The organism is Streptomyces sp. sk2.1 (assembly GCF_008120935.1).
Classification (GTDB): Bacteria; Actinomycetota; Actinomycetes; order Streptomycetales; family Streptomycetaceae; genus Streptomyces.
In genome coordinates, this window is record NZ_RDBO01000077.1 from 2,032,962 (window position 1) to 2,057,381 (window position 24,420).

Genomic DNA, 24,420 nt, shown 5'->3' on the forward strand with positions numbered 1-24,420 from the left:
GTGTTCCTTGCTGCGGTGCGGGCGGACGGGGTACGGAGTTCAGGCACGGGCCGTGGCGGCGAGGCGGGCGACCAGGTGCAGCCGGTCGCCGTCGGTGGTCTCGGTGGGCGGGTCGCCCTCCTGCCACGGCGGCTCGGTGCGCGGTCCCGGCCCGTCGTGCAGGGCGAGTGCCTCGAAGCCGTGGACCGCGAGCAGGTGGCGCAGTTCCTGGGGGAGGAGCAGGCGCCACGCGGAGCGCTGCTCGACCGGCGGGGAACCGTCGTCGGCGCTCCACACCCGGACGCGGCGCAGCAACTGGGCGGTCCTGTCCACGGACAGGGTGGTGGTGGAGCGGTAGCCGGTGCCCCGCCAGGTGAAACCGTTGACGGACGGGGCGTCGAGGAGTTCCGTGCGGCCCAGGAAGAACGCGCCGTTGCGCATCTCCGCGACGAGCAGACCACCGGGCGCCAGCGCGCGGCGGCAGGACGCCAGGAACCCGTCGAGCTGGTCGTTGGTGTGGCAGTACAACAGGGCGCTGTCCAGGCAGACGACGGCGTCGAAGGCCCGTGCCCCGAGATCGAAACCGTGCAGGTCGGCCCGGACGTACGCGGGGCCCGGGTGGCGGTCGCCGGCGTACGCCAGCATCGCGGCGGACAGATCGGCGCCGGTGACCGTGCGACCGGCGCGGTGCAGATGGGCGGCGTCGCGGCCGGTGCCGCAGCCGATGTCCAGGACGCGGGGGCCGGGCGCCCCGTACCGGCGCAGGCAGTCCTCGGCCCAGCGTCCGGAGATCCGTCCGGGGTCGGGGAAGCGCGCCTCGTACAGGGCCGGGTTGTCGGTGAGCAGGTTCGCGGCGGTGGACATGGGGGTGCTCCTCACGCTGTCGCGGGATGGGCGGGCAGGATGCGGTGGCGGTGCAGCAGGGCGACGGCGGCGGCGGAGCCGAGTCCGAGGGCCAGGCAGCACGCCCATGGCAGCCATGGCGCGTCCGTGCGGTCCCCGGTGTCCATGGCCCAGCCGACGAGCGTGTTGCCGAGGGCGGCGGCGAGGCCGGAGACCATGTGGAACAGGCCGAAGCAGGTGCCGGTGAGTTCGGGCCGGCCGAAGCCGGCTATCAGCTCCATCACGAACGGCTGGGCCAGCATCAGACCCAGATGGAGCAGCAGGGAGCCGGCCAGGACGGGCAGCGCGCGCAGCGCCGCGTCCGCGAGGCCGCCGGGGGCCGTGCCGTCTCCCGGCACCGCCATCGGCGGTACGAAGGACAGCCCCATCAGCGCGAGTCCGGCGCCGACCCAGCGCGCCCTGCTCGCCCGCTCCTTCAGCGCGGCGGTGACGCGCATCTGGAGGCAGAGGTTGGCGAGGGCGCCGACGAGGAGGACGAGCCCGGCGGCGCCCTCCCAGCCGGTCGCCCGCCGGGCCCCGTCGGGCAGCAGCAGGTACAGCTGGTTCTGCAGGGTGAACATGCCGACCGTGGCCAGGGCGAAGGCGAGGAAGCCGCGGGTGCCGATCACCTCGCGCCAGTCGTCGACGACCCGGCCGCCGGTCGGCACGGCCCGGCGGGCCGGGAGCACCAGGGCCTGGGCGAGGGTGAGCAGCGCGAAGATCCCGGCCGCGGTGAGCGCGGAGGCACGGAAGTCGACCAGCAGCAGGGCGCTGCCGAGCAGCGGCCCGAGCAGGGCGCCGGTGGTGGCGAAGACGTTGAACAGGGCGAACGCATCGGCCTTGCGCTCCCCGGCCTCCAGGGCGAGGAAGGCCCGCACGGCCGGGTTGAACAGCGCCCCGGCCAGCCCGCTGAGCACGGAGGCGGCGAGGAGCACGGGCAGCCCGTCGCCGAGCGCGAACAGTCCGAAGCCGACGGTGCGCAGGGCGCATCCGGCGATGATGACGCCGCGTGCTCCGAACCGGTCCGACGCCGTCCCGCCGATGAGGAACAGCCCCTGCTGGCTGAGGGTGCGCACGCCGAGCACGGTGCCGACGACGGCCGCGGACATCCCCAGGTCCTCGCTCAGGTGCAGGGCGAGGTGGGGGACGAGCAGGTAGAAGCCGGTGTTGACGCCGAGTTGGTTCACCAGCAGGAGCCGGACGGCGAGCGGGAAGCCGCGTATCTCGTGCCAGGTCCTCACGCCCCGGCCTCCCCGGCGCCGCGCTCGCGCACGCCCAGGCCCGGATCCCCGCTCGCCCGGACGGTGCCGTCGGTGCCGCCGATGCCCGTCCACGGGTCGCCGGCGAGCAGCAGATGGCCGTCGAGGTCGACCCAGCGGGCGCGGTCGGCGAGGTGGACGGCCGGGGCGATGCCGAGGGTGCTGGCGGTCAGGCAACCGAGCATCAACCCGGTTCCGCTGCCCGCGACCAGTTCGGCGATCCGGAGCGCGGCGCCGACGCCGCCGCACTTGGCCAGCTTGACGTTGACGCCCTGGACCCGCCCGGCGAGCCGGCGGGCGTCCTCGACGTCGACCGCGTCCTCGTCGGCGACGACGGGGAGCGGTGAGCGCTCCGCGAGCCGTGCCAGCGCCTCCGGATCGCCCGGGGCCAGGGGCTGTTCGACGGCCTCGACCCCCAGCTCCGCGAAGAGCGGCAGCAGCCGCTCGGACTCCCGGACGGTCCACGCCCCGTTGGGGTCGAGCAGCAGCCGGGTGCCGGGCGCGGCGGTGCGGACGGCCCGGACCCGGGCCAGGTCCTCGCCCGGATCGGGCGCGCCGGCCTTGAGCTTGAGGACGCGGAACCCGTCGCGCGCGAAGCGGGCCGCCTGCGCCCCGGCCCGCTCCGGCGCGACGATGCCGATGGTGCGGGCGGTCGCGGCACGGGGCGGGGCTCCCCGGCCGCCCAGGAGCCGGTGGACCGGGACGCCCGCGCGCCTGCCCGCGAGGTCGAGCAGCGCGGACTCCACGGCCGCGGTCACGGCCGGCGGGGCGACGGCCCGTCCGGTACCGGTCCGCAGGGCCTCCAACGCGCTCTCGGGGTCGGGGAAACGGGCCAGCCACCGGGACTCCGTGTGCAGCAGCCGTCCCAGGGCGGTGGTGTCGAGCCCGTAGTACACGCTGGTGACGGCCTCCCCGTGACCGCGCAGCCCTTCGTGCTCGACGGTCAGCCAGACGGCCTCGCGGGCCGCCATGGTGGAACGGGAGATGCGCAGCGGCTCGGTGAGGTCGAGGCGCACGGTGCGCAGACCGGCCCTCACGGCCGCTGCTCCGGGGCAGTGGTGAGCGGGTCGGTGACGGTGCGGCAGCGGACCCAGCCGGTGGCCTCCACGGCCCGGGGGTGCGGGATCTCGACGGGGCGGACGGCGGCGGTGGCGGGGTCGATGCCGTGGGCGGTGGTGAAACCGTCGTCGAAGACGCTGCCGAGGTAGCGGTGCGGGCCGTCGGGGAAGACGGTGGCGACGACCGCGCCGGGGTGGACGCGGGCGGCCCAGGCGGAGACGAGGGCGACGGCTCCGGTGCTCCAGCCGCCGCTGACGAAGGCGCCGCGGGCCAGCCGGCGGCAGGCGTCGACGGCCTCGGCGGGGCCGACCCAGTGGACCTCGTCGAAGGCGCCGTGGGCGACGTTGCGCGGGTGGATGCTGCTGCCGAGGCCACGCATGAGACGGGGTCTGGCGGGCTGGCCGAAGATGGTGGAGCCGGTGGCGTCCACACCGATGAGCCGCAGGCCGGGCCAGTGGCGCCGCAGCGGCCCGACGAGCCCGGCGCTGTGGCCGCCGGTTCCGACGCTGCACACCAGCACGTCGAGGTGGTCGAGCTGGGCGGCCAGCTCGGCCGCCAGGGAGGTGTAACCCGCCGCGCTGTCCGGGTTGTTGTACTGGTCGGGCCAGTACGCGTCCGGGAGCAGTGCCAGCAGCTCGCGCAGCCGGGCGAGCCGGGCGGCCTGCCAGCCGCCCTCGGCGGCCGGACGGTCGACGAGCTCCAGGCGGACGCCGTACGCGCCCAGCAGCTGCCGCATCGACGGCTCCAGCTCGATGTCGCCGACCAGCACGACGGGATGGCCGAGGGCCTGCCCGGCGAAGGCCAGTCCGATGCCGAGCGTTCCCGAGGTGGACTCCACCACGGGCGCGCCCGGCCGCAGTTCGCCGCGTTCCCGGGCGCCCAGCAGCATGGCGACGGCGGCGCGCGCCTTCATGCCGCCGACGCCGAACCCTTCGAGCTTGGCCCAGAAGCCCGGTTGCGGGCACGGCAGGTCGACGGTGACGCGGGCGAGCGGGGTGCGGCCGAGCAGTCCGAGGAGCTCCCGGTTGCCCGCGGCGCGCGCGGTGTCGAGGACGGCGATGGTCACAGGGCGCCTCCGTAGCGGTGAAGGGTTCCCGGGCCGCCGTCCAGCCAGAAGAAGGGGTACGGCTCCGCGCACACCGCGGTGACGCCCGAGCCGATCAGGCGCGGCAGGACCGCGCTGCCGGTCTGCGCGAACAACACCAGGGGGATGCCGCGGCGCCGCGCCCCTTCGCGCAGCGGCTCGAAGCTGCCGTTGCCGAGGGTCATGCCGGAGGCGAGGACCGCGTCGCAGCGCTCCAGCTCGGCCAGGGCGTCGGTGCGCACCACCTCGCCCCACTCGGTCGTGCCGCCCTTGAGGTCGCAGGGGACGTACCCGAGGCCGCGCGCCCGCAGGGCCTCCAGCAGCGAGTTGACCACGCCCACGACGAGCACGGTCGCCCCGGGCGCGACGTCGACCAGCTCCACCACGGACCGGGCCCTGGCCCGGGACTTCTCCAACGAGGTGCCGGCGGGCAGCGGGCAGGGCCGGGCCCCGTTCCCGGGACCGTGCGGCAGTACGTGCATGAGGTACGCGTCGAGGGCGGCGATCCGGACGGGCGGCAGCTCGTGCTCCAGGAGGCGCGCGATGTCGGCGCCGACGCAGTCCTCGACGGCGCCGTCGGGCAGTTCGCCCGGTTCGACGGCGCAGGACCCCACCGCTTCGGCGAGGCGCAGGCTCAGCACCTCGTTGCGGTAGCCGGAGCCGCGCCCTTCGTGGCGCACCGCCTGCCGGGTGGTGAAGGCCACCGCGATCCGCCGGGTGCGCGGGTCGGGGCCGAGGCCGCCGGCCAGTACGCGCCCGACGAGGTCGTCGTACGAACGGGCCGTGACGGGCATGCCGGTGAGGGCGGTCATCCGGCCACCACCCGGGGACGCAGCCGGGCGAGGAGCGCTTCGACGCGGGCCCGGGCGGCCGGGCCCCGCGCGTCGCCGGCCATGACGTGGCCGAGGTAGTCGTTGTTGCTGCCCGCGGCCCGGACGACGCTGCCGGGATCGGTGAGCCGCAGTTCCAGCACGTCGTCCGCGGCACGGACGGTGTCGGCGCCGTCGACGGCCTCCAGCACCCCGTCCTCGTCCGGCACCAGGAAACCGATCGCGGCGCTGGTCAGCCCGGTGGCACGACGGCGCAGGTCCGGCGTACGGCCGAGGGCGACGTCCACGCAGGCGCCGGCGAGGTCGATGCCGGTCACATGGCGCACGAGTTCGGTGATGCGGTTGCCGGCGGGCCGGGGGTTGACCTCGATCAGACGGGGCCCGTCGGCCGTCAGCTTGAGCTCGGTGTGGGCGACGACCCCGTCCAGGCCCAGCGCCCGGAGCGCCCGGCACGCGGTCTCCCCGGCGGCCGCGGTGTCCGCCGGGTCCAGGGCGGCGGGGAACATGTGACCGGTCTCGATGAAGGCCGGGGCACCGCCGACGCTCTTGTCCGTGACGCCGACGACCTCCACGGTCCCGTCGTACGACACGGTCTCCACGCTCACCTCCGGCCCTTCGAGGAGTTCCTCGAGCAGCACCACGGGGTCGCGGCGCTGTCCGCGGGCGTTGACGGGGAAGGCGGCGAGCGCGCGGTGGGCGCGGGCCAGTGCGGCCTCGTCGTCGACGCGGCGCACGAACATTCCCGCGCACAGGTCCACGGGTTTGAGCACCAGCGGGTAGCCGATGTCGCGGGCCGCGGCGGCGGCCCGCGTCCAGTCCTCGCACACGGCGAACCGCGGCCCCGGGAGGCCCGCCCCGGCCAGGACCCGGCGGGTCGCGTCCTTGCGGCACGCGTTCTCGACCGCCTCGGGCGCGGGGCCGGGCAGTCCCAGCCGCCCCGCGATCCGCGCGGCCGTCGGGAGGTAGTAGTCGCAGGAGGTGATCACCCCGTCGAAGCGCAGGGCCGCATGGGCCCGTTCGACGAAGGGCAGCAGCGCGTCGGTGTCATTGGTCTCCGCGGTGAGCACGTGACGGGCCGAGAGGAGGGGGTGCGCGGTGCCCTCCGGGGCGGAACGCAGGTAGTGGTGCAGGTCGCGGGTCAGCAGGGTGAACTCGTCCCCCGCCTCGCGGACGGCCCTTGGCAGCAGTCTGCTCATGGACCCGACCCAGCTCTCGACCATCAGCAGATGAGCCACGACTTCCCCTTCTCACGGCGCGGTTGAGGTGTGATCCGGTCACGGCGGCAGCGCCGGCCAGGGCGTGCTCGCTTGACCGAGAGGGACCTTATCGGCAATCGTTTTCATTGTCATCTGATGGGGGCACAGCTTCTCCGCCCGTGAGACGCGCGCCCGCCGTCGTACGCCCTCGCCCGGTGCGAGGGCTTCGCGCCCCTCGGGCATCCTCAGGAGAACGTGATGAACCACCCCCCGAAGCCGCCCTACACCGTGCGCCCCGCCGGTCCGGCCGATGTGGAAGGCGCCCGCCGGGTCATGCTCGACACCTTCTACCGGGACTTCGGCTACGGCTACGTGCCCGAGTGGCACCGCGACGTCGTCGAGATCGAGAGCACCTACCTGGACGACCCGCGCCACCTGCTGCTGGTCGCCGCGCACGGCGACCGGGTGGTGGCCACCACCGGAATCCGCTCGACGGGTCCGGTCCATCCGCCGCATCCGCGCTGGCTCGCCGAGCGCTACCCCCCGGGCAGCACCGCACAGCTCGTACGGGTCTACGTGAGCCCGGAGCACCGGCGGCACGGCCTGGCCCGCACCCTCGTGGAGCAGGCGTGCGCCTTCGCCGCCGGGACGCCCGGGTACGACAGCGTCTACCTGCACACCAATGTCGACGTCGAGGGCGCCGAGGCGTTCTGGCGCGGCATGGCCAAGGAGATCTTCGACGCCCGTACGACGGGGGAGCACGGGCCCGGCGTCGGCACCGTGCACTTCGAGATCCCGTTGCCGTGACGCGGCCGGCCCGGGCGCGGCGGGCGATCGGGCGGGGCGGAACGGGCGCATGACGCGGCGGGGCGCGGCCGACGGCCGCGCCCCGGACCCGCGCCCCGGCTGCCCGCGCGGCGTACCGGCCGTCAGGCGGTGAGCGAGCGCAGCAGGTCCGCGGTGTCCCGGTCGGCGGGGAGGAACGTCTCGATCGCCAGCTCGGCCACCGTCACGTCCATCGGCGTGTTGAACGTCGCGATGGAGGAGACGAACGAGAGCACGTGCCCGTCGTGCTCGATCAGCATGGGCAGTGCGAAGGGCAGGGACGCGCCGGACCCGTCGTCCGCGGTGTCCTCGGGGCCTTCGGGGCTCCCCTCTCCCTCCGGTACGGGGTAGGCGGCGACCTCCTCGTACAGTTCGCGCAGTTCCACCGAACGGGCCAGGGCGATCTGACGCCGCATCTGCGCCAGCAGGTCGGCCCGCCACGCCCGCAGGTTCCGGATGCGCGGGGCCAGGCCCTCCGGGTGCAGGGTGATCCGCATGACGTTCAACGGCGGCACGAGCAGGTGCTCGGCCACGCCGTCCAGCAGCATCGTGACGCCCCGGTTGGCCGCCACCACGTCGTACCTGCCGTCGAGGACGAGCGCCGGATACGGTTCGTATCCCTCCAGCAGCCGCTCCACCCCCTCGCGCAGCGCGCCCATGGCCGGGTCGTCGAGCGGGGTGTGGGCGTAGCGCGGGGCGTAACCGGCCATCACCAGGAGGGCGTTGCGTTCCCTGACGGGGACCTCCAGGTGCTCGGCGAGGCGCAGGATCATCTCCTCGCTGGGCCGGGAGCGGCCCGTTTCGATGAAGGAGATGTGCCGGGCGGAGGAGTCCGCGCGCAGCGCCAGCTCCAGCTGGCTGATCCTGCGCTGTTCCCGCCAGCTGCGCAGCAGCGGCCCTACCCCCGTGTCGAGCGCGACAGTAGTCATGCCCAGACCGTAACGTCACCGGCACCGCAGACCGGAATCGACCGTTGACGAGGGAGTCGCCGCATGCCCGCCGCACCGCTGTCGCAGGAGGAGATCGAGGACCGTCTGGGCGATCTGCCCGGCTGGTCGCTGGAGGGGGACCGGATCACCCGCACCTACCGGCTGCCCACCCACTTCGCGGCCGCCGGACTGACCGTGCACGTCGCCGCGATCCAGGACGAGCTGAACCACCACTCCGACCTGACCCTCGGATACAACACCGTCACCCTCTCCGTGAACACGCACGATGCCGGTGGCGTGGTCACGGGGAAGGACCTGGAACTGGCCGCGCGGGTGACGGCGGTCGCCGCCGGGCACGGCGCGAGGTAGTCGCGGGGCGGTACGGGCCGACGGGTCACAGTGCCGCGCCGAACCGCGGATGCGCGGTGAGCCAGCGGGTGTAGCTCTCGCTGCGCTCCACCGCCTCCGCGTACGCCGCCCGGGTGTGCCCGCTCACGGCTTCGGCGGCCGTCCCGGCCGCCGCCGACCGGGGGTGCCAGCCCAGCAGGTGGCGCCAGTTCAGCGGCGAACCGGCGATCGGCCGGGTCACCACCCCCGGCGTCGGCGGGAAGGTCGCCCGGCACAGCCCGACCGCCCGCCCCACCTGGACCAGGTGGACGACGGACGTCGTGTCCGTCTCGTACACCGAGACCGGACTGAAACCGGCCCGGGCGCAGGCCCCGACGAAACAGTCGGCGAAACAGCCGTCGCCCGGCACGTCCGCCCAGCACTCGTCGGCCAGCGCGGAGAGGTCGAGCTCCTGCTCGCCGGCGAGCGGATGGGAGTCCGGCAGCATCACGAAGACCGGATCGACGCCGATCACCTGCCACGCCAGCCGGTCGTTCGCCGGCGGCGGGCTCTCCCCGCAGGTGCCGATCAGGGCGAAGTCGAGCCGTCCGTCCACCAGCTGGGAGGCGATCTCGGCCACCGACCAGGAGGTGTACGTCGAGACCGGCGCGGTCGGATGCGCCGTGACCAGGCGGTCCACGAGACCGCCCAGCAGCGGCCCGTGCGTGCCGCCCAGCCGGAAGCGCTCCATCGTGCCCCAGGCGTTGGCGAACCGGACCGCCTCCTCCTGGAGCTCGCTCACCGCGGGCAGCACCACCCGGGCCCGTTCGAGCACCAGCTCGCCGAGGAGCGTGGGCCGGGCACCGGTGTGGTCCCGGTCGAAGAGCGGACCACCGAGCGCTTTCTCGATCCGGCGCAGCTGTGCGCTCAGCGCGGGCTGGGCGAGCCCGAGGGTCGCGGCCGCCTTGGTCAGGCTTCCGGTGTCGGCAATGGCACGTACGGTTCGCAGATGGCGCAACTCCAGCTCCATAAACGCAAGTTATGGGCCCATGGGCCCACCGGCAATATCCCGGTGACGATTCGGTGGGATGTGTCCCGTAGCCATCGGTCGCAGTGACGCGGCCTCTTTCCGCCGCCCGGTGGGCCGGGAAGCCGCGAGGCGGGCGGCTTGCCGAACCGGCAACAAATCTGGCCGGGGAGCCGGGCGGCGGTGAGGCTGGATCCATGAGTCAGCACACCCACGGCCACCACGGCCACTCCGCCCGCGCCGGTCACGCCGCCCATACCGGTCACTCCGTCCACGCCGGCCACTCCGCCCATGCCGGCCACGGGACTCCCGACGGCATCGGCTGGGACGCCATGGGGCCGCTGCTGGAGCAGAACGCCGAGATCAGCCGCCCGCAGTACGAGGAGGCGGCCCGCTGGATCGCCGGGCTCCCCACGGCCCCGCAGGTGCGCCGGGTGCTCGACATCGGCAGCGGCCCCGGAGTGGTCACCTGCCTGCTCGCCGAGATGTTCCCCGGGGCGGAGGTCGTCGCCGTCGACGGCACCCCGGCACTCCTGGAACGCGCCGGGGAGCGGGCCGAACGGCTCGGCCTCGGGGGCCGGGTCCGGGTACGGCAGGCCGACCTCCCCGACGACCTCGGCGAGCTGGGCGAGGCGGACCTGATCTGGATGGGCAACACCCTGCACCACATGGGCGACCAGCGCGCCGCGCTGGCCGGGTTCGCCGGACTGCTGCGCCCCGGAGGGACCGTGGCCCTGGTCGAGGGCGGGCTGCAGCCCCGTCGGCTCCCGCGCGACATCGGCTTCGGGCGGCCGGGCCTGGAGGCCAGGCTCGATGCGATCAACACGGACCGGTTCGAGGACATGCGGGCGGCACTGCCCGACACCAAGCGGGAGTCCGAGGACTGGAGCGCCCTGTTCGCCGCGGTGGGGCTGGAACCGCAGGGCACCCGCAGTTTCCTGCTGGACGTCCCGGCGCCGGTCCCCGAGCCGGTCCGCGACGACGCCGTCATCGAGTTCGGCCGGTGGCGCGAGGCCTTCGCGGAGTACCTCACGGCCGAGGACACCGCCGCGCTCGACCGACTGCTCGACCCCGACGACCCGGCCGGGCTGCGCCGCCGCCCCGACCTCTTCCTGCTCTCGGCGCGCACCGTTCACCTGGGGCGACGGGCCTGATGGGAGCCCTGTCGCGGCATGTCCGAGGGCCGTTCCCCGGCGGCCCCGGGCGGGGGCGGAAGGCGGTTTTCCCGCAGGTCCGGACGGTGTCAAGGGAAGACACGCTTCCGCCGGGGTGAGCGGGCATCAGAAAGTCCCCTGAGCAGACTAATGGCGCATCAACTCCCGCTATTTTTTGGTGAGTTGATGCGCGGTCTAATGATATGAAAATAGCATATGGCGTATTTTCGTACCTCGATCAGAGGGTGGGCGTCGATCTCCGTCGTGTCCGATATGACACATATGAGAATCGTTCAGTACGTTCATTCACAGATCGACTGCCCGGTCGATCTCTCTGAGACAGGAGAAGCAAAATGATCACCCGTTCCACCATCGTCACGGCCGCCGTCGCGGCCGCCGCCGCCCTGGCCGCCACCGGCATCACCTACGCCTCGGCTGCCGGCACCGCGCCGGTCGAGGTGGCCCGCCCCGTTCAGCAGGCCGTTCCCGGCTCGGCTCTCGGTGGCGGCGACGTCGGCAAGGGCAACGAGGGCAAGGGCAACGAGCGGGGTGGCCACGACGAGGGTCGTGACCACTACGAGGGTCGCATTCACATCAACGAGCGGACGTACAGCGACGACCCGGGCGGCTGTGTGACCGTGGTCAGCGGCCTCGGCTCCAAGACCCTCAACATCCGTAACGACAGCCGCCGGACCGTCGAGGTCTTCCGCGGGGTCACCTGCGACAACGGCGCTCCCATCGCCACCGTCGGACCGCACAGCGACAGCAACGGGGTGCACCCGGGCCACGTCGATGGCGGTGTGTGGGTCAAGCACGGTGTCGTGGGCAGCTTCCGCGTGCTCGAGCGCCACCACGACGACGGCGGCAAGAACTGGTAATCGGGTCGACCGGATGACGTAGAACCCCGGCCCGCCGGAATCGGGCCGGGGTTCCAGTCAGGGTATCCGGGCGGGGGAACCCGGTCGGATACCCGCACCCGAAGGACGACTGACACGTCCGAAAACCTGTCAGGCCATACTAAAACCGGACGGCGGGGTACTGCCAGCCGACCGGAACGGCCGTGCGGCACACGGCCGCCGGGCTCCGGTTCCTTCCCGGTTCCGGAGTCCGGCTCCTGGACCCGTTCCCGGTCCGCGGCCCCCGGCGGGGCCCGGTGACCGGTCGGCGGAACGTGGTGACGGCGTGGCAGACGCCGCCCATGTCCCGGCCGCCGGGGGACCGGCGGGCCGCCCTGGTCCAGTCGGGTGACGGCCCGGCCGGCACGATCCCGAGGGGCCGCCCGGCCCCCGGTCCGCGGGCGTCCGCGCACATTCCCGGGCCGGCCCGAGTCCGGCTATGCCCCGGAGGTCTCGTCCCGCACCGGCTCCAGCCGCCACCACTGGCCGGGGGAGTCGGTGTCCTCCCACTGCTGGACCCGGGCGCCGTCCGCGGTGCTGCCGTCGGCCACCTCGAGGACGAGTCCGCTGACGAAGCTGACCAGCGTCACCACCCCCGGCGCCTCCAGGTGCCGCTCGATCAGCCACTCCTGGGCGCCGTAGTTGTTGGCCCGCCACTGCTGGATCACGGCGCCGTTCTCGGTGGAGGCGTTGGCCACGTCCAGGCGCTTCCCGCTGTGGACGTTGACCAGGTGGTACAGCGCCGCGCCCTCGTGCACCGGCGAGAGCTGCCAGAGCTGGTCCGGCGAGCCGTTCTCCTCGACCTGCCGGACCGGGGCGCCGCCGCCCTTGGCGGCGCCGTGCACCCCCAGCAGCAGCCCGCTTCCCACGTTGCGCAGCCGGTAGCGGCCGGCTGCGACGACGGGCGCGCCGTCCCCGTTCATGTTGTTCCGGTCCTTCCCGCGTGGCGGACCGCCGCCCGGCTCGAAGGTGGGACGGCGGTCCGTTCCGTGTGCCGCGCCGGGCGTGCCCGGCGCCGTTGTGCCGCGTCGTGCGGAAGGGGCGTCAGGCCCCGACGTTGAAGTCGGCGGGGTCCGGGCCGAGGCGCTTGCCCTCGTCGAGCGCGGCGAGTGCGGCCAGGTCGTCCGCGTCCAGCTCGAAGTCGAACACGTCGATGTTCTCCGCGATCCGGGACGGCGTCACGGACTTCGGGATCACCACGTTGCCGATCTGGAGGTGCCAGCGGAGCACCACCTGGGCGGGGGTGCGGTCGTGCTTCCGGGCGATCGCGACGATCGTCGGGACCTCCAGGAGGCCCTTGCCCTGGCCCAGCGGCGACCATGCCTCGGTCCGGATGCCGTGCTCGGCGTGGAAGGCGCGCGACTCGGCCTGCTGGAGCTGCGGGTGGAGCTCGATCTGGTTGAGCACCGGGACCACGGAGGTCTCGCCGAGCAGGCGCTCCAGGTGCTCGGGCAGGAAGTTCGAGACGCCGATGGCCTTCGCGCGGCCCTCGGAGTGGATCTTCTCGAAGGCCCGGTACGTGTCGACGTACGCGTCCTTGGCGGGCACCGGCCAGTGGATCAGGTACAGGTCGACGTAGTCGAGACCCAGCCGGTCGAGCGAGGCGTCGAAGGCGCGCAGGGTCGCGTCGTGGCCCTGGTCGCCGTTCCACAGCTTGGTGGTGACGAAGAGCTCCTCGCGGGGGACGCCGGAGGCGGCCACGGCCTTGCCCGTGCCCCGCTCGTTCTCGTAGATCGCGGCGGTGTCGATGCTCCGGTACCCGGACTCGATGGCCGTCGCGACCGCCTTCTCGGCCTCGGCGTCCGGCACCTGCCAGACGCCGTAACCGAGCTGCGGCATCTCGACGCCGTTGTTGAGGGTGATGGAGGGGACCTGGCTCACGAGCGGTCGATCCTTACGTCGTCGGGTGGTACGTCCAATGGAGAACGACCGGGACGCGCCACGCATTCCCCGTCGCCCGATCTTCCTCGGCCGATCCGTCCGGCCCGGCGCCGCTCGTCGGTCAACCTTCTTGATCCTCTTGGTATTTGGGCCCACGAGGGGCATTGACAGAAGGCCCCGCAGGGAATCCCATGCAGTATCGGTTAGGAACCTTTCCTAACACCGAGAACGGAAGGGAACACCCGTGCACCCTGCCGCACCCCCACGCCGCTCGGCGGCAGTCCTCACCGGCATCGGCTGTCTGCTCCTGCCCCTGCTCGCCGTGCCGTCCGCCGAGGCGATGACCACCCCGCCGTCCACCACCTCGACGGCCACCCGGTACGAGGCCGAGGACGCCCGGCTGACCCGGGCGGCCGTGGCGACGAACCACACCGGCTACTCGGGCACCGGCTTCGTCGACTACACCAACGCGACCGGGTCGTCCGTGGAATTCACGGTCGACACCGCCGCCGGCGGCGACTCCCTCGCCGTCCGCTACGCCAACGGGACCACCACCGACCGCCCGATGGACATCAGCGTCAACGGCACCGTCGTCGCGTCCGGCGTCCCGTTCGGCTCCACCGGCTCCTGGGACACCTGGGCGACCAGGACCCTCGCCGTCCGCCTCGACGCCGGGACCAGCACCGTCCGGGCCACCGCGACCACGGCGAACGGCGGCCCCAACCTCGACCGCCTCGACATCGGCGCCCCCGCCACCGGCGGCCCCGCGGTGCCCTTCGGCAGTCACCTGTTCCCCTACGCGGCGGGGACGCTGAAGCCGTCCGGCGCGCAGTCCGCGCTCGACCGGGCCGTGATCGATGCGTACGACGCCTGGAAGGCCGCGTTCGTCCGGCAGAACTGCGGCAACGGCTGGTACCAGGTCATCTCGCCGGACGCCGACCACCTCTACGTCGCCGAGGCCCAGGGCTACGGCATGGTCGTCACCGCCACGATGGCGGGCGCCGACCCGCAGGCGAGGACCGTCTTCGACGGCATGGTCAAGTACATGCTGGACCACCCCTCGGTGAACAACCCCGACCTCCTCGCCGCCGAACAGGACACCTCCTGCCGGAGCGTCGACGGCTCCGACTCCGCGACCGACGGGGACCTCGACGTCGCCTACGGCCTGCTCCTCGCCGACAAGCAGTGGGGCTCCACCGGCACGTACGACTACAAGGACCTCGCGATCAAGCACATCGACGCCATCAAGGAGAGCGAGGTCAACCCGACCACGCACCTGATGCTGTTCGGCGACTGGTCGGACTCCGGGGAGTCCCACTACTGGATGACCCGATCCTCGGACTGGATGATCGACCACTTCCGCGCCTTCGAGGCCGCCACCGGCGACCGCACCTGGGGCACCGTGCGCACGGCCCATCAGAAGCTGATCGCCTCCCAGCAGGCCGAGTACGCCCCCGACACGGGGCTGCTGGCGGACTTCGTCGTCAATACCGACGGCACGCCCGAGCCCGCGCCGGGCGAGGTGCTCGAATCGCCCAACGACGGCGACTACTCCTGGAACGCCTGCCGCGACCCGTGGCGCATCGGCACCGACGCCGTCACCAGCGGGGACACCGCCTCGCTCGCCGCGGCCCGCAAGCTCAACTCCTGGATCAAGGCCGAGACCGGCGGCGACCCGGACCGGATCGGCAGCGGCTACCACCTGGACGGCTCGGCGTTCGAGAACGGCGAGGACATGGCGTTCACCGCCCCGTTCGTCGTGACCGCGCTGACCGATCCCGGTTCCCAGGTCTGGCTCGACGCGCTGTGGGACAAGCTCGCCACCACCCCGATCGACCCCGACCTCTACTACGGCGCGAGCGTCCAGCTCCAGACCATGATCGTCGCGTCCGGCAACTACTGGGTCCCCTGACGGAGGTGTCGAAGATGCGTACCACAACGCTCACCGCGGCACGGGGCACAGCAGCGGCCCTCACGGCGGTGCTGCTCTGCGCGGCCCCGGTGCAGGCGGCCCCGCGGTCGGCGGCCGCGGCCGCCACCCGGTACGAGGCGGAGTCCGCGACGATCGTCGAGGGCGCGGCCGAGTCCAACCACTCCGGCTACTCGGGGACGGGCTTCGTCAACGGCGACAACGTCGTGGGCAGTTACGTGGAGTTCACCGTCACCGCGGCCACCGCGGGAACCGGCAGGATCGCCATCCGCCACTCCAACGGCACGACGGCCGACCGGTCCGCGGACATCGCCGTCGGCGGCACGGTCGTCTCGGCGGCCCGCACCTTCGCCACCACCGCCGACTGGGACACCTGGGCCACCTCCACCCTCACCACCCCGCTGAAGGCGGGCACCAACAAGATCCGGCTGACGTCCACGACGGCCGACGGGCTGCCCAACCTCGACTACCTCGACGTCACGGTCACCCCCTCGGACACCGAGGCGCCCACCGCCCCCGGACAGCCCACCTGCACCGGAGTCACCGAGAACAGCATCACGCTGAACTGGACCGCGTCCACGGACGACGTGGGCGTCGCCGCGTACGACATCTACGAACACGGCAACAAGTTCGGCGAGGCGCCGGGCACCGCCACGACGAAGAACCTGACCGGGCTCGCCCCCGGCACCACGTACAACCTCACGCTGTTCGCCCGGGACGCGGCCGGCAACGTGTCCTCGGTCAGCCCGATCGTGGACTGCACCACCCTGCGCAGCGACGACACCACCGCCCCCTCGGCCCCCGGCACCCTGTCGGCCTCGGACCTCACCGCGAACGGCGTCGTCCTGAAGTGGGGCGCGGCCACGGACGACAAGGGCGTCACCGCCTACGAGGTGCGCAGCGGCAGCACCGTCTACAAGACCGTGACCGGCACCCCGCCGGCCACCACGACCACCCTCACCGGGCTCGCCTGCGCCAGCCCGTACACCCTGGACATCGTCGCCGAGGACGCGGCGGGCAACGTCTCCCCGCCGAGCAACGCGGTCACCTTCACCACCCCGGCCTGCGCCACCGACGGCGGCGTCCCGTCCGGCATCACCACCGTCTCCACCGGCTGGTCCATCCCCTGGGGCACCTACTGGATGCCCGACGGAAAGACCGCCCTGGTCACCGAGCGGGACAGCTTCAAGGTCTTCCGGGCCACGGCCGACGGCGCCCGCACCGAGGTCGGGTCGGTGCCCGAGGCCGTCATGACCAATGGCGAGGGCGGCCTGCTCGGCGTCGCCGTCGACCCGAAGTGGTCCACCAACCACCGCGTGTACTTCATGCACACCGCGTCGGAGGGCAACCGGATCGCCCGGATGACCTACGACGGCAGCTCGCTGGGCGGGTACGAGGTCCTGCTCCGGGGCATCAAGAAGAGCCGGTACCACAACGGCGGACGGCTCGCCTTCGGCCCCGACGGCTACCTGTACGCGTCGACCGGCGAGGCCCAGACCCCCGACCTCGCCCAGGACAAGGACTCGCTGAACGGCAAGATCCTGCGGATGACCACGGACGGCGGGCCCGCCCCCGGAAACCCGTTCGGCAACCACGTCTACAGCTACGGCCACCGCAACCCGCAGGGGCTCGCCTTCGACCGCAACGGTCGCCTGTGGGAAGCGGAGTTCGGCGACAGCAAGAAGGACGAACTCAACCTCATCGAACCGGGGAAGAACTACGGCTGGCCCATCTGCGAGGGCAGCTGCACCACGTCCGGCATGACCAACCCGAAGAAGACCTGGAACATCTCCGAGGCGTCGCCCAGCGGAATCGCCATCGTCCGCAACGTCATCTACATGGCCGCCCTGAAGGGCGAACGGCTGTGGCGGGTGCCGATCACCGGTGACACCGAGAACCTCGGCACACCGAGCGCCTACTACGTCGGCACGTACGGCCGGCTGCGCACCGTCACCGAGGTGCCCGGCCGGGACCAGCTGTGGCTGTCCACCACCAACTGCGACAACAAGGGGAACGAACCGGACGGCTCGGACAAGCTGTTCCGCGTCTCGATCACATAGCCCGGCACCGCGCGGCACGTCGCACGCGCCGTACCGCCGGGGCGCCGGGGCGCCCCGGTGCCTCAGTGGTACAGCGCGTCGACCTCCGTCGCGTACGCCGTCTCGATCGCCCGGCGTTTCAGCTTCAGCGACGGGGTGAGCAGACCGTGCTCCTCGCTGAACGGATGCGCCAGGATCCGGAACGTACGGATCGACTCGGCCTGCGAGACCGCCGTGTTGGCGGCCACCACCGCCCGCCGGATCTCCATCTCCAGGTCCGGGTCGCGCACCAGCTCCCGCGGCTCCAGCGGCGACCGCCCCTGCATAGACAGCCAGTGGTCCACCGCTTCCTGGTCGACCGTGACCAGTGCCGCGATGTAGGGCCGGTCGTTGCCCACCACGATGCACTGCGCGACCAGCGGATGCGCCCGCACCCGCTCCTCCAGGCCGGTCGGCGACACGCTCTTGCCGCCCGAGGTCACCAGGATCTCCTTCTTCCGCCCGGTGATCGTCAGATAGCCGTCCCCGTCGAGCGAGCCCAGGTCGCCGGTGGCCAGCCAGCCGTCGCGCAGCACCGTTCCGGTGGCGTCGGGATCGCCGAGGTAACCGGAGAACACGTGGTCGCCGTGCACCCACACCTCGCCGTCCTCGGCGATGTGCACGGTCGTGCCGGGAATCGGCTGCCCGACCGTCCCGTACCGGGGACGCTCCGGAGGGTTGGCGGTGGCCGCGGCGGACGTCTCGGTCAGCCCGTACCCCTCGAAGATCCGGACGCCCGCGCCCTCGAAGAACAGCCCGAGCCGCCGGTCCATGCCCGAACCGCCGGACATGGCGTGCCGGATCCGGCCGCCCATCGCCTCGCGCACCCTCCGGTACACGACCTTGTCGAAGAACTGGTGCTGCACCCGCAGCCCGGCGGAAGGCCCGGGGCCGGTCCCGAAGGCCCGCTCCTCCATCGCCTCGGCGTACTTCACGGCGACGTCCACCGCCTTGTCGAACGGCCCCGCCCGGCCCTCCGCCTCGGCCCTGCGCCGGGCGACACCGAAGACCTTCTCGAACACGTACGGCACCGCCAGGACGAACGTCGGCCGGAACGACACCAGGTCCGGCAGCAGCGCCTTGGCCGACATCTCCGGCTGGTGGCCCAGCCGCACCCGGCCGCGGAGCGCCGCGATCTCGACCATCCGGCCGAAGACGTGGGACAGCGGGAGGAAGAGCAGGGTGGCCGCCTCGTCGCCGGGCGCGGAGCGGAACACCTCCTGCCAGCGGGAGACCATGGTGTCCGTCTCGAACATGAAGTTGGCGTGCGTGATCACGCAGCCCTTGGGGCGGCCCGTCGTCCCCGACGTGTAGATGACGGTCGCCACCGACTCGGGCGTCACCGCGCGCCGATGACGGTGCACCACCTCGTCCTCGATCCGCGTGCCCGCGGCGACCAGGTCGGCCACCGCGTCGGCGTCCAGCTGCCACAGCCGTTCGAGCCGGGGCAGCTGGTCGATCACCGACGCGACGGTCATCGCGTGGTCCTCGTGCTCGACCACGACGGCGGACACATCGGCGTCGTGCAGCATCCACCGGACCTGCTCGGCCGAGGACGTCGGATAGACCGGCACGGACTGCGCGCCGACCGACCACAGGGCGAAGTCGAGGAGCGTCCACTCGTAGCGCGTGCGCGACATCAGGGCCACCCGGTCGCCGAATCTGACGCCCTGGGCGATCAGCCCCTTGGCCAGCGCCAGCACCTCGTCGCGGAACGCGGCGGCGGTGACATCCCGCCAGTTTCCGCTCGCGTCCTTGCGGCCGAGCGCGACCCGGTGCGGGTCCTCCTCGGCCCGGTCGAACACCACGTCGGCCAACCCGCCCACGAGGGGCGCGGCCGTCATGGGCGGGACAGTGAACTCGCGCAATGACCTGCTCCTCATGGGCTCAGCACGGCGCCGTGACGCTACCCCACGGAGCGGCGCGACGGGAGGGCTCCGTATCGGCCGACACCATGGCATATGCACAGCTCAGCCACCGAAATCCGGCCAGATGGGCAAGGCTCGGGCGCGGTCGGGGCCGCGGAGCGGCCGACGGGCACCGGAATCTCCACCGAATCTGTACGCCGCTGCCACTCCCGATATCGAGGGGTGAGGGGTGGTTCATCCGCACTTGCCCGGTCGAGGGCGGGCCGGTGTCCGCAGCCGCCCGGCCCCGCGGTCAGGCGCCGTCCCGCGCGGTGGCCGCCCCGGCCTCCCGGACCAGCCGGTCGCCGCCCGCGAGGATCGCCGCCGCCAGCGCGTCGGCGGCCTCGCGCGACCCCTCGCGCCGGTGCCCGTGCGACAGGACGAAATCCACCCCGCCCAGCTCCGGCAGCCCCGCCCTGGCCAAAACCGGCACCAGCCCCGGCGGGATCAGCCCCCGGCTGTGGGCCATCACGCCCAGCCCCGCCCGGGCCGCCGCGACCAGCCCGCTCAGGCTGGTGCTGGTGCAGGCGATCCGCCAGGACCGGCCGTGCTCCTCCAGGACCTCCAAAGCGCGGGCCCGGGTGATGCCCGGCGGCGGGAACAGCACCAGCGGGACCGGCCGGTCCGGATCGATCCGCAGCCGCGGCGCGCCGATCCAGGCCAGCGTGTCCCGCCGGACCAGCTCGCCGTGCGTGTCCCCGGTGCGCCGCTTGGCCAGGACGAGGTCGAGCCGGCCGGCCGCGAGGCGCTGGTGCAGCGTCCCGGACAGCTCCACCGTCAGCTCCAGCTCGACCTCCGGGTGATCGTGGCGGAACGACTCCAGGATCTCCGGGAGTTGGGTCAGCACGAAGTCCTCGGAGGCCCCGAACCGCAGCCGCCCGCGCAGCCGGGTGCCGGTGAAGAAGGCCGCGGCCCGCTCGTGGGCGTCGAGTATCGTCCGGGCGAAACCGAGCATCGCCTCACCGTCCACGGTGAGGTCCACCCGGTGCGTGTCCCGGGCGAACAACTGCCGCCCCGCCGCCTCCTCCAGCCGCCGCACGTGCTGGCTCACCGTGGACTGCCGCACCCCCAGCCGCCGGGCCGCCTGGGTGAAACTCAGCGTCTGGGCGACGGCGAGGAAGGTGCGCAACTGCGCCGGGTCGTACATGCCCCCAGGCTATCGCCGAACGTGATGACAGTCAGAGCGGTGTACGGGATTCCCGATCGCGCGGATCGGGAGCAGCATGGTGCGGGCACGACCTGAACCAAGAGGACACGTGGAGCACATGAGCCGCCGCACCCCGAAGCTGCCGTCCTGGCTGCCGATCGACCCGTACATCCTGGCCCTGATCGGCACGGTGGCGCTCGCGGCGATACTGCCCGCCTCGGGAACCGCGGCGGAGGTGGCGAAGGGCGCCTCGACCGGAGCCGTCGCCCTGCTCTTCTTCCTGTACGGGGCCCGGCTCTCCACCGCCGAGACCCTGGAGGGGCTCAGGCACTGGCGGCTCCACCTCACCGTGCTGATCTGCACCTTCGTCGCGTTCCCGCTGCTCGGGCTGGCGGCCGGGGGACTGGTCCCGTACGTCCTGACGCCGCAGCTGCACAGCGGTCTGCTCTTCCTCTGCCTCGTCCCGTCGACCATCCAGTCGTCCATCGCCTTCACCTCGATCGCCCGCGGCAACGTGTCCGCCGCGATCTGCGCGGGCTCCTTCTCCTCGATCGCCGGGATCTTCCTCACCCCGCTGTTCGCCGCCGTCCTGCTCGGTGAGGAGGGCGGCGGGTTCTCGGCGGACGCGCTGCTGAGGATCGCGGTCCAGCTGCTGCTGCCGTTCGTCGCCGGGCAGCTGCTGCGCCGCTGGATCGGCGGCTTCCTCACCCGCCGCAAGAAGATCCTCGGCCGGGTCGACCGGGGCTCGATCCTGCTCGTCGTCTACACGGCCTTCAGCGCGGGCATGGTCACCGGAGTCTGGCACCAGGTCACCCCGGCCAGGCTCGGCGCGCTGCTCGGCGTCGAGGCGCTGCTGCTCGCGCTGATGCTCACGATCAGCTGGTACGGGGCGAAGCGGCTCGGCTTCGGCCGGGAGGACCGCGTCGCCATCCAGTTCGCCGGCGCGAACAAGAGCCTGGCCGCCGGGCTGCCGATGGCCAGCGTCCTGTTCGGGGCGCAGGCGTCCCTCGCGGTACTGCCGCTCATGCTCTTCCACCAGATGCAGCTGATGGTGTGCGCGGTGATCGCCAAGCGCCGCTCGCACGACCCGCAGGAGGCGCACGCGACGGGCGCGGCGACGGCGCGGGAGCCCGCCGTCGCGGGCTGACCGTACGGCCCGGAGGCCCGGAGGCCCGGAGGCCCGTGGGCCCTGCGGTCCGTGCGGCCCGAAGGCCCGTACGGGGACCGGGTCCGCACGGCGGGCGGGCGTCCTCAGCCCCCGGTGACCTCGGCCGGCAGGGCGATGCGGTGCTCGCCCGCGTACACGTTCATGGAGGGGCCCCGCAGGAAGCCCACCAGGGTCAGCCCGGTCTCGTCCGCCAGGTCGACGGCGAGCGACGACGGCGCCGAGACCGCGGCGAGCACCGGGATCCCGGCCATCACCGCCTTCTGGGCCAGCTCGAACGAGGCCCGCCCCGACACCAGCAGGATCGCCCGGGACAGCGGCAGCCGGTGGTCGGTCAGCGCCCGGCCGACCAGCTTGTCCACCGCGTTGTGCCGGCCGACGTCCTCCCGGACGTCGAGCAGTTCGCCCGTCTCGGAGAACAGCGCCGCCGCGTGCAGCCCGCCGGTCCGGTCGAAGACCCGCTGCGCGGCGCGCAACCGGTCGGGGAGGGCGGAGAGCAGGGCGGGCTCGACCCGGACCGGGGGAGCGTCGGCGATCGGGTGCCGGGTGGAGGTGCGCACCGCGTCCAGGCTCGCCTTGCCGCACAGCCCGCAGGACGAGGTGGTGTACACATTGCGTTCGAGGGTGATGTCGGGGACCGGCACACCGGGGGCGAGCTTCACGTCCACCACGTTGTACGTGTTGCCGCCGTCCGCCGTCGCCCCGGCGCAGTAGACGATCGACCGCACCTCGGAACCGTCCCCGACGACGCCCTCGCTCACCAGGAAGCCCGCGGCGAGCGCGAAGTCGTCCCCCGGCGTGCGCATCGTGATGGCGAGCGGCCTGCCGTTCAGCCGGATCTCCAGCGGCTCCTCGGCGACGAGCGTGTCGGGACGGACGGAGACCGCCCCGTCCCGGATGCGGATGGTGCGGCGGCGCTCGGTGACCCGTCCCATAGCGGTTGATCCGACTCCTTGCGTGGTGGAGGCCGGAACGCCGCGGAAGCCGGACCGGCCCTCGATACGGAGGTCGCCGCAGGTCACCGGAGTGTCGTGCGGAGCGGTGACCCCGGCGGTCCCATTGTCCTGCACCGGGGATGCGGCAGCGTCCCGTGTGTCGCAAGAGGCGTACGGGACTGTTGTCAAGCCTCCAACGGCCGGGCGTGATTCCTGTGGGAACACGTGACCGCGTACCGGGCGGTAGCGACCAAGACTGGATGGTTCCTGCCATACGTAGCGAGGGGATCCCGTACATGACCGGCTCACGTGTCGTGGCGCTCGGCCACTACCAGCCCGCCAAGGTGCTCACCAACGACGACCTGGCGGCCATGGTCGACACCAGCGACGAGTGGATCACCAGCCGTGTCGGCATCAGGACCCGGCACATCGGCGGTCCCGACGAGCCGGTGGACGAGCTGGCCGCGCACGCGGGGGCCAAGGCGCTCGCCGGGGCCGGGCTCCAGCCCGCCGAGGTCGACCTGGTCCTCGTCGCCACCTCCACCGCGATCGACCGTTCCCCGAGCATGTCGGCGCGGGTCGCCGCCCGGCTCGGGATGGAGTCGCCCGCGGTGATGGACATCAACGTGGTCTGCTCCGGCTTCACCCACGCCCTCGCCACCGCCGACCACGCGATCCGGGCCGGTGCGGCCGAACGCGTCCTGGTCATCGGGGCCGACAAGATGGGGGACATCGCCGACTGGACCGACCGCAGCACCTGCGTCCTGCTCGGCGACGGGGCCGGCGCGGCGGTCGTCGTCGCGGAACCGGACGGCGTCGAGCGGCCCGGTATCGGCCCCGTCCTGTGGGGATCGGTGCCCGGGATGGGCAACGCGGTACGGATCGAGGGGACGCCGCCCCGGTTCGCGCAGGAGGGGCAGTCCGTCTACCGCTGGGCCACCACCCAGCTTCCGCCCATCGCCCGCAGGGTGTGCGAGAAGGCCGGCGTCGCCCCGGAGGAACTGGGCGCCGTGGTGCTGCACCAGGCCAACCTGCGGATCATCGAACCGATCGCCAGGAAGATCGGCGCGGTCAACGCGGTCGTCGCCCGGGACGTCGTGGACTCCGGCAACACGTCCGCGGCCTCGATCCCGATGGCCCTGTCCAAGCTGGTGGAGCGCGGCGAGGTCCACAGCGGCGCGCCCGTCCTGCTCTTCGGCTTCGGCGGCAACCTCTCGTACGCGGGACAGGTCATCCGCTGCCCCTGAGCCGGACGGCCCCGGCGGACCCCGCCGGGGCCGTCCGCGCCCGCGTGCCGGGCGGCGGGCACACTGGCCGGTGTGACGATACTGAGCAAGGGTGCCAACATGCCGGTCGAGGCCGCCGCGGTCAGGGCGGTGCTCGGCTGGTCGACCGGGTCCGGCGTGCCGGACGTGGACGCTTCCGCGCTGCTGCTGACCCGCGGCGGACGGGTGCGGTCCGACGACGACTTCGTCTTCTACAACCAGCCGCGGCACGCCTCGGGCGCCGTGACGCACCTCGGCAAACAGCCCGGTGCCGACACGCTGGAGGTCCGCCCGGGGGCGCTGGGGCCCGACATCGAACGCGTCGCGCTCTGCGCGTCCGCCGACGGCGGCACGTTCGGCCAGGTCCCGGGGCTGCACCTGCGGCTGCTCGACGCGGTGTCCGGCGCGGAGCTGGCCCGGTTCGAGATGGCCGCGGGACCGGAGACGGCGATGATCGGCGGAGAGCTCTACCGGCGCGACGGCGGCTGGAAGTTCCGGGCGGTCGGGCAGGGCTACGCGAGCGGACTGGCGGGCCTGGCGACCGACTTCGGCATCACCGTCGACGAGGAGCTGCCCGCTCCCGCACCGGCTTCCGCGCCCGCACCGGCTCCCGGGCCCGTGCCCGCGCCGCCGATGCCCCCGGTCCCGGCAGGTGCCCCGGTGCC

The 24,420-nt window shown here is 73.0% G+C and carries 22 protein-coding genes; 9 read left to right on the forward strand and 13 right to left on the reverse strand.

The genetic code is table 11. The annotated features are described in order from the left end of the window. Positions 1-39 precede the first annotated feature (39 nt). Genes EAO76_RS36190 through EAO76_RS36215 form a run of 6 tightly spaced genes read right to left on the reverse strand, consistent with a single transcriptional unit; the run spans position 40 to position 6,328 of the window. Positions 40-843 carry a bifunctional 2-polyprenyl-6-hydroxyphenol methylase/3-demethylubiquinol 3-O-methyltransferase UbiG gene (locus tag EAO76_RS36190; protein WP_148840294.1) on the reverse strand — a complete coding sequence of 268 codons (804 nt, stop codon included), beginning with the start codon at positions 841-843 and terminating at the stop codon, positions 40-42. 11 nt (positions 844-854) lie between these two features. Next, the gene (locus tag EAO76_RS36195; RefSeq protein WP_148840295.1) at positions 855-2,102 is read right to left on the reverse strand and encodes an MFS transporter; all 1,248 of its coding nucleotides are present in this window, start codon (positions 2,100-2,102) and stop codon (positions 855-857) included. Continuing rightward, positions 2,099-3,157, reverse strand: coding sequence for a dipeptide epimerase (locus EAO76_RS36200; protein ID WP_148840296.1), 1,059 nt, complete (start codon positions 3,155-3,157; stop codon positions 2,099-2,101). Before EAO76_RS36200 ends, EAO76_RS36195 begins: the two co-directional genes overlap by 4 nt. Next, entirely contained in the window at positions 3,154-4,245 is a 1,092-nt protein-coding gene (locus tag EAO76_RS36205) for a PLP-dependent cysteine synthase family protein (protein WP_148840297.1), read from the reverse strand. Before EAO76_RS36205 ends, EAO76_RS36200 begins: the two co-directional genes overlap by 4 nt. Then, the gene (locus EAO76_RS36210) at positions 4,242-5,075 is read right to left on the reverse strand and encodes a Rossmann-like domain-containing protein (RefSeq protein WP_148840298.1); all 834 of its coding nucleotides are present in this window, start codon (positions 5,073-5,075) and stop codon (positions 4,242-4,244) included. The genes EAO76_RS36205 and EAO76_RS36210 overlap by 4 nt, the downstream gene beginning before the upstream one ends. After that, positions 5,072-6,328: an ATP-grasp domain-containing protein gene (locus tag EAO76_RS36215; protein ID WP_148840299.1), complete on the reverse strand. Its 1,257-nt coding sequence runs from the start codon at positions 6,326-6,328 to the stop codon at positions 5,072-5,074. The genes EAO76_RS36210 and EAO76_RS36215 overlap by 4 nt, the downstream gene beginning before the upstream one ends. Before the next feature lie 219 nt (positions 6,329-6,547). Here EAO76_RS36215 and EAO76_RS36220 point away from each other — a divergent pair, with 219 nt between their 5' ends. Then, positions 6,548-7,096: a GNAT family N-acetyltransferase gene (locus EAO76_RS36220; protein ID WP_148840300.1), complete on the forward strand. Its 549-nt coding sequence runs from the start codon at positions 6,548-6,550 to the stop codon at positions 7,094-7,096. Positions 7,097-7,218: 122 nt separating this feature from the next. On the opposite strand, the gene EAO76_RS36225 is transcribed toward EAO76_RS36220, so the two are convergent. Further along, complete coding sequence (locus EAO76_RS36225; RefSeq protein WP_148840301.1) at positions 7,219-8,043, reverse strand: helix-turn-helix domain-containing protein; 825 nt, start codon at positions 8,041-8,043, stop codon at positions 7,219-7,221. Positions 8,044-8,106: 63 nt separating this feature from the next. On the opposite strand from EAO76_RS36225, the gene EAO76_RS36230 reads away from it, so the two are divergent. Then, a complete protein-coding gene (locus EAO76_RS36230; RefSeq protein ID WP_148840302.1) occupies positions 8,107-8,412 on the forward strand; it encodes a 4a-hydroxytetrahydrobiopterin dehydratase in 306 nt (101 codons plus the stop codon). A 25-nt stretch (positions 8,413-8,437) separates the two neighbouring features. Here EAO76_RS36230 and EAO76_RS36235 read toward each other — a convergent pair whose 3' ends face one another. Continuing rightward, positions 8,438-9,400 (reverse strand): LysR family transcriptional regulator, encoded by a 963-nt coding sequence (locus EAO76_RS36235; RefSeq protein WP_148840303.1) that lies wholly within the window; start codon positions 9,398-9,400, stop codon positions 8,438-8,440. Between the two features lie 194 nt (positions 9,401-9,594). On the opposite strand from EAO76_RS36235, the gene EAO76_RS36240 reads away from it, so the two are divergent. Together EAO76_RS36240 and EAO76_RS36245 are read left to right on the forward strand one after the other, a co-directional pair. Next, positions 9,595-10,551, forward strand: a complete 957-nt coding sequence (locus EAO76_RS36240) for a trans-aconitate 2-methyltransferase (RefSeq protein ID WP_148840304.1) — start codon at positions 9,595-9,597, stop codon at positions 10,549-10,551. A 353-nt stretch (positions 10,552-10,904) separates the two neighbouring features. Then, entirely contained in the window at positions 10,905-11,429 is a 525-nt protein-coding gene (locus EAO76_RS36245; RefSeq protein WP_148840305.1) for a hypothetical protein, read from the forward strand. Between the two features lie 455 nt (positions 11,430-11,884). Here the strand turns inward: EAO76_RS36245 and EAO76_RS36250 are convergent, their stop codons facing one another. Further along, on the reverse strand, positions 11,885-12,370 hold the full coding sequence (locus EAO76_RS36250; protein ID WP_148840306.1) for an RICIN domain-containing protein: 486 nt from the start codon (positions 12,368-12,370) through the stop codon (positions 11,885-11,887). A gap of 121 nt (positions 12,371-12,491) precedes the next feature. Continuing rightward, on the reverse strand, positions 12,492-13,328 hold the full coding sequence (locus EAO76_RS36255) for an aldo/keto reductase (protein WP_148840307.1): 837 nt from the start codon (positions 13,326-13,328) through the stop codon (positions 12,492-12,494). A gap of 244 nt (positions 13,329-13,572) precedes the next feature. Here EAO76_RS36255 and EAO76_RS36260 point away from each other — a divergent pair, with 244 nt between their 5' ends. Together EAO76_RS36260 and EAO76_RS36265 are read left to right on the forward strand one after the other, a co-directional pair. Next, complete coding sequence (locus tag EAO76_RS36260) at positions 13,573-15,240, forward strand: glycosyl hydrolase family 8 (protein ID WP_399463355.1); 1,668 nt, start codon at positions 13,573-13,575, stop codon at positions 15,238-15,240. Between the two features lie 14 nt (positions 15,241-15,254). Next, positions 15,255-17,318: a PQQ-dependent sugar dehydrogenase gene (locus EAO76_RS36265; protein WP_148840308.1), complete on the forward strand. Its 2,064-nt coding sequence runs from the start codon at positions 15,255-15,257 to the stop codon at positions 17,316-17,318. 62 nt (positions 17,319-17,380) lie between these two features. On the opposite strand, the gene EAO76_RS36270 is transcribed toward EAO76_RS36265, so the two are convergent. Both EAO76_RS36270 and EAO76_RS36275 read right to left on the reverse strand, forming a co-directional pair. Beyond that, a complete protein-coding gene (locus EAO76_RS36270) occupies positions 17,381-19,180 on the reverse strand; it encodes a long-chain fatty acid--CoA ligase (protein ID WP_148840309.1) in 1,800 nt (599 codons plus the stop codon). A gap of 316 nt (positions 19,181-19,496) precedes the next feature. Beyond that, the gene (locus EAO76_RS36275) at positions 19,497-20,390 is read right to left on the reverse strand and encodes a LysR substrate-binding domain-containing protein (RefSeq protein ID WP_148840310.1); all 894 of its coding nucleotides are present in this window, start codon (positions 20,388-20,390) and stop codon (positions 19,497-19,499) included. A 118-nt stretch (positions 20,391-20,508) separates the two neighbouring features. Here EAO76_RS36275 and EAO76_RS36280 point away from each other — a divergent pair, with 118 nt between their 5' ends. Beyond that, positions 20,509-21,537 (forward strand): bile acid:sodium symporter family protein, encoded by a 1,029-nt coding sequence (locus EAO76_RS36280; protein WP_187438901.1) that lies wholly within the window; start codon positions 20,509-20,511, stop codon positions 21,535-21,537. A 104-nt stretch (positions 21,538-21,641) separates the two neighbouring features. Here EAO76_RS36280 and fdhD read toward each other — a convergent pair whose 3' ends face one another. Further along, positions 21,642-22,490, reverse strand: a complete 849-nt coding sequence (fdhD, locus tag EAO76_RS36285; RefSeq protein WP_148840312.1) for a formate dehydrogenase accessory sulfurtransferase FdhD — start codon at positions 22,488-22,490, stop codon at positions 21,642-21,644. Between the two features lie 296 nt (positions 22,491-22,786). Here fdhD and EAO76_RS36290 point away from each other — a divergent pair, with 296 nt between their 5' ends. After that, positions 22,787-23,737, forward strand: coding sequence for a beta-ketoacyl-ACP synthase III (locus tag EAO76_RS36290; protein ID WP_148840313.1), 951 nt, complete (start codon positions 22,787-22,789; stop codon positions 23,735-23,737). A 72-nt stretch (positions 23,738-23,809) separates the two neighbouring features. Continuing rightward, positions 23,810-24,420 (forward strand): TerD family protein (locus EAO76_RS46870; RefSeq protein WP_262375976.1); only part of this gene is annotated, 611 nt, incomplete at its 3' end.

Coding starts and splice junctions, on each gene's coding strand:
- EAO76_RS36245 (WP_148840305.1), top strand. CDS start 10,905: ATGATCACCCGTTCCACCATCGTCACGGCCGCCGTCGCGGCCGCCGCC.
- EAO76_RS36280 (WP_187438901.1), top strand. CDS start 20,509: ATGAGCCGCCGCACCCCGAAGCTGCCGTCCTGGCTGCCGATCGACCCG.
- EAO76_RS36220 (WP_148840300.1), top strand. CDS start 6,548: ATGAACCACCCCCCGAAGCCGCCCTACACCGTGCGCCCCGCCGGTCCG.
- EAO76_RS36270 (WP_148840309.1), bottom strand. CDS start 19,180: ATGACGGCCGCGCCCCTCGTGGGCGGGTTGGCCGACGTGGTGTTCGAC.
- EAO76_RS36275 (WP_148840310.1), bottom strand. CDS start 20,390: ATGTACGACCCGGCGCAGTTGCGCACCTTCCTCGCCGTCGCCCAGACG.
- EAO76_RS36240 (WP_148840304.1), top strand. CDS start 9,595: ATGAGTCAGCACACCCACGGCCACCACGGCCACTCCGCCCGCGCCGGT.
- EAO76_RS36190 (WP_148840294.1), bottom strand. CDS start 843: ATGTCCACCGCCGCGAACCTGCTCACCGACAACCCGGCCCTGTACGAG.
- EAO76_RS36265 (WP_148840308.1), top strand. CDS start 15,255: ATGCGTACCACAACGCTCACCGCGGCACGGGGCACAGCAGCGGCCCTC.
- EAO76_RS36225 (WP_148840301.1), bottom strand. CDS start 8,043: ATGACTACTGTCGCGCTCGACACGGGGGTAGGGCCGCTGCTGCGCAGC.
- EAO76_RS36235 (WP_148840303.1), bottom strand. CDS start 9,400: ATGGAGCTGGAGTTGCGCCATCTGCGAACCGTACGTGCCATTGCCGAC.
- EAO76_RS36230 (WP_148840302.1), top strand. CDS start 8,107: ATGCCCGCCGCACCGCTGTCGCAGGAGGAGATCGAGGACCGTCTGGGC.
- fdhD (WP_148840312.1), bottom strand. CDS start 22,490: ATGGGACGGGTCACCGAGCGCCGCCGCACCATCCGCATCCGGGACGGG.
- EAO76_RS36210 (WP_148840298.1), bottom strand. CDS start 5,075: ATGACCGCCCTCACCGGCATGCCCGTCACGGCCCGTTCGTACGACGAC.
- EAO76_RS36250 (WP_148840306.1), bottom strand. CDS start 12,370: ATGAACGGGGACGGCGCGCCCGTCGTCGCAGCCGGCCGCTACCGGCTG.
- EAO76_RS36290 (WP_148840313.1), top strand. CDS start 22,787: ATGACCGGCTCACGTGTCGTGGCGCTCGGCCACTACCAGCCCGCCAAG.